The organism is Legionella tucsonensis (assembly GCF_001468035.1).
GTDB classification, from domain to species: Bacteria; Pseudomonadota; Gammaproteobacteria; order Legionellales; family Legionellaceae; genus Legionella; species Legionella tucsonensis.
The window spans coordinates 1-3,828 of sequence record NZ_LNZA01000003.1 but is presented as its reverse complement, the minus strand read 5'-3'; the positions used below and the strand labels follow the sequence as shown (position 1 = coordinate 3,828).

Genomic DNA, 3,828 nt, shown 5'->3' with positions numbered 1-3,828 from the left:
AAAAATAGTTACCAGCTGACGTTCCTGTATCATATTGAAAATCCTTTTGCCTGAGAAACCAAAGAAAATTCAGTATGTTAGTTTCGTCAGCATGTCTTTTCAATAATTTTAGGTACTTAAAAACCCCGAACTGGGGTCTGAAGAAAAAATAACGTTGCTCCATACGTTGCAAGAAGCTTCCTATGGAGTCCTGTCTGTCCTTGAGACACTCCCCTTTGGTGGAGTTTATGTCGAAGACCGCTTGAATGATAAAATTTTTCTATTGATGGATGAAGGTCTCTCTTTTAGTGCTAAAAAAGGGTTGATAATAGCTACGTCTTACCTAACCTTTTCAGAATTTACAATGACCACCGGCGCTGCCCTCCCTATTATCCATCACCTAGACAAATTAGATGAATTAATAGATGAGTTTGATATCGAATATCGTCCTTTTTTTGAACTACCAGTAAAACAACAAGCAAATTTTATTACTCAATTAACTAGGCACTGCTTGGAAAATGGCGTTAAATCATATCGGTTTTGTTGAGTAATCCTATATTGTCTAAAAACAACTAAATAAAATAAGCATGGGGCTTATAAAAAATATAAGCCCCTATTTCGCGACAGCGACAACTGCTGCAGGTAGTCTTTTAAATCCCCTTCACCGCAGCCTGCGCTCGCCAAGTAGCACGTTGATGTTTATTGATACCCGGGAATTGTTGATTACCATAACGACCACAGGCATAACAATACAACTTATACGCTTTAAACCTTAATAGACTTCGTCTATGCCCTATTAATTCATGATGAACTCTTCGTATATACGAGGATTTCTTTCGTACATTCTTACTTTGACAGTGGCTACAACGCGCTACGCGGTTATAGCTTACATCTAATATAATAATGGTTGATATCCGCTCACTTTTACTATGGAAAATCCAGGTAAATTTAGGATAAGATTGTACTTCGGCACTTTAATCTCCTTTTGATCGTCAAATCAAGAACTTAGTTTAGACTAAGTTGATTAAAGTGCCCCCTTAGTTGGTGTAGAGCCTTAAAATGCCCCATTAATTGGGGTAGAGCCACACATTAACCTAGCTCCATAAGACATTAACGAAACACTAAAAAATAGAAATTACCAATAAATGATCATAAGATACCTAATTATAATAAGGAAATTAAAAACTCTTCATAATAGGGTGCAGAATGGCAGTTATTGATAAATTAAAAAAACTCAGCAGGGATAAATTTCTAATGAACTTCCCAGGCGTAGAACGCGCTGAAATAGATGATAAACTCATCACCGGGTCATACAAACATTATTTTATTCTATCCTTTGGTGAGTTTTTAGGCATTCTCTTATATTCTTTTTTTCTTTGGACTTTTACCAGCAATCACTTCCCTTTAGCAATATGGCTAGCTGCGACGCTTATCTTCAATGCTTTATTAAGGGGTGTATTTTTACTTAGTTATCATCGGCAAAAAAAACAAGGTAGTCTGCGTCATCCGGCCTTTTGGAAAAATTATTTTATAATAAATAGCCTGCAATCAGGAATTTTCTGGGCTTTAGGGGGGTTATTATTTATCTATATTGACGACCCCCTTCATCGTATGGTCATTCTTTTCTATCTAACGGGCTTGCTTGGAGGCGCAGCTCCTGTAGTGCTAACCTTCCATTTAGCTTACCTCGGTTTTATAATACCCGTTGGGGTAGTGATGATTTTTCTTTCATTGTCCATTACACCTTCGCTATCGTTTATCCTATCTTGTGGAATTATGCTGTATGTTGCCATAGTGCTCTTTGCCAGCGCAAAGGTTCATCAGCTTTTAGTGAAATCCTTTTACTTGGAATTGTATAACTCAAATGTTTTGTCAGATTTAAAGCGCAGCGAAGAAAGCTTCCGCAACACAATTGAAAATGCACCGATTGGCATGGCTATTATTTCACCAGAAGGAAAATGTATCCATGCGAATCGTACGCTGCAAGAGCTATTAGGTTATACGCTTGAAGAGTTGCGTTACAAAGATATATTGGAAATTACTCATCCCGATGATATTCCTATGACTAAAGATGCCATGGATAAGCTAATCCATAGGAAATTGCGTGTTTGTCATCTGGAAAAACGCTATTTTCGCAAAGACGGCAGTCTTATCTGGGTAATGGTCAGTATCTCACTGATTCGAGACGAAGAGGGTAAGCCCCTTCATTTTATAACGCAAATGAAAGATGTGAGTGATCGTATTCAAAACGAAGAAAAAATGCGACTGCTTAATGAAAAAACAATGACTACTTTAAATGAATTGCAGTTGTTACAACATGATGAAAGTTTATTAAATAAATTAAATCGCTCATTGCAGGTTTGTGTTCTAGCAGAAGAAGCTTACCCGCGAATAAATTTAATCGCACAAGATTTATTTCCCGAATTAAGCGGGGGGTTGTCTGTCTTTAATAAACCCGCAAACCAATTAGAAACCGTAATCCAGTGGGGTAAAGATCAGTTATTACCAAAAGTATTTTTCCCCATGGATTGTTTCGCCATCCGAGAATCTGCCGCTCATATCGTTGATGACCCAGAAAAAGCGGTGCCTTGCGATCATTATATTACCTTGCCACAAGGAGGATATGCTGCGTTAACGCTGGTAGTACAAAATGAGTTAATTGGTGTTTTCCATCTGATAGCGCCAAAGGGTAAAAAACTAACACAACATCAACAAGATATGGCAGCTTCATTCAGCAATGTTGTTAAACTTGCTTTAGCCAATATTAATTTGCGCGCATCATTAAATGAACTGTCTTTACGTGACCCATTAACCAGCTTATATAATCGACGTTATTTGAATGACATCTTATCGCGAGAATTAATTCGCATCGCGCGAGAAAAAAATAAATTATGCGTTGCAATGTTGGATATCGATAATTTCAAGAAATTTAACGACACCTACAGTCACCTGGCAGGTGATGAAGCACTAAAATTGATAGGGCAATTATTAACGGAAGGTTTCCGTGGTAGTGATATTGCTTTCCGTTTCGGTGGTGAAGAATTTGTTGTGGTATTGTTGAACACAACATTAAACAATGCGGTGACCAAACTGGATCAATTTCGTGAAAAGTTAAAAAACACACCCATTAATTATAAGAATACCCAATTACCCAAAATTACTATTTCAATAGGCGTATCAGAAGCTCCTCAACATGGCGTAACGATTAACGATATATTAAAAGCCGCAGATAATGCGCTCTATGCCGCTAAAAAGGCGGGTAAAGATAGAGTCATAGACTATTCCAAGTCTTCGTAAAATGAATTGGCAAAAGACACTAAAATTTAATAAATAAAAAATGCGATAATAATATTGATGACGCTAGAGCGCCTTTAAATGTACAATTAATAGGCTAAAAAACAAAGCCCTTCATCATTATAAATATAGTTTTCCTGCGTCACTGCATTCCGTGCAGTGACGCAAAAAAGCTTCCTTGATTTTCTCTTGTAAAATCAACACATTCAGCACTTATATCCAGGCGCGCTCAACGCGTTTGAACAAAATAGCTCAATGAATTGCTAATTTTTCTAAAAAATAACTAATTCCATTGCAATGTTATCAAAAACCACAGGGACAAATGGGACTATTGGGGCAACCGCGTCATTGCTGGTCTAAAGGCGTCCCACCTCAAAATTTGAAATGGGGCTTATGGGACAGTGCAAATAGCTTTTAATCAAATCAGCTCATCAATATTAGGAGGATAGGATTATAACTATAGTATTTTGATTTCAAATTAAAAAATAACTCATGTTACGCACGAGCAATTTTAAGCGGCCATATTTTTAAGCTCCTGCCAAGCAATCTGGTTGG

General features: G+C 37.2%; 2 protein-coding genes and 1 pseudogene. 2 read left to right on the top strand and 1 reads right to left on the bottom strand.

The window, feature by feature from the left end; translation table 11 throughout:
- The first annotated feature begins 154 nt into the window (after positions 1–154).
- Positions 155–526 carry a DUF7986 domain-containing protein gene (locus Ltuc_RS12400; RefSeq protein ID WP_133138384.1) on the top strand — a complete coding sequence of 124 codons (372 nt, stop codon included), beginning with the start codon at positions 155–157 and terminating at the stop codon, positions 524–526.
- A gap of 136 nt (positions 527–662) precedes the next feature.
- Here the strand turns inward: Ltuc_RS12400 and Ltuc_RS15120 are convergent.
- Positions 663–952: pseudogene (locus tag Ltuc_RS15120) on the bottom strand (transposase family protein); the annotation flags it as partial.
- Positions 953–1,185: 233 nt separating this feature from the next.
- Here Ltuc_RS15120 and Ltuc_RS12395 point away from each other — a divergent pair.
- Positions 1,186–3,276, top strand: a complete 2,091-nt coding sequence (locus tag Ltuc_RS12395) for a GGDEF domain-containing protein (protein ID WP_238584143.1) — start codon at positions 1,186–1,188, stop codon at positions 3,274–3,276.
- The last annotated feature ends 552 nt before the right edge of the window (positions 3,277–3,828 follow it).

Coding starts and splice junctions, on each gene's coding strand:
- Ltuc_RS12395 (WP_238584143.1), top strand. CDS start 1,186: ATGGCAGTTATTGATAAATTAAAAAAACTCAGCAGGGATAAATTTCTA.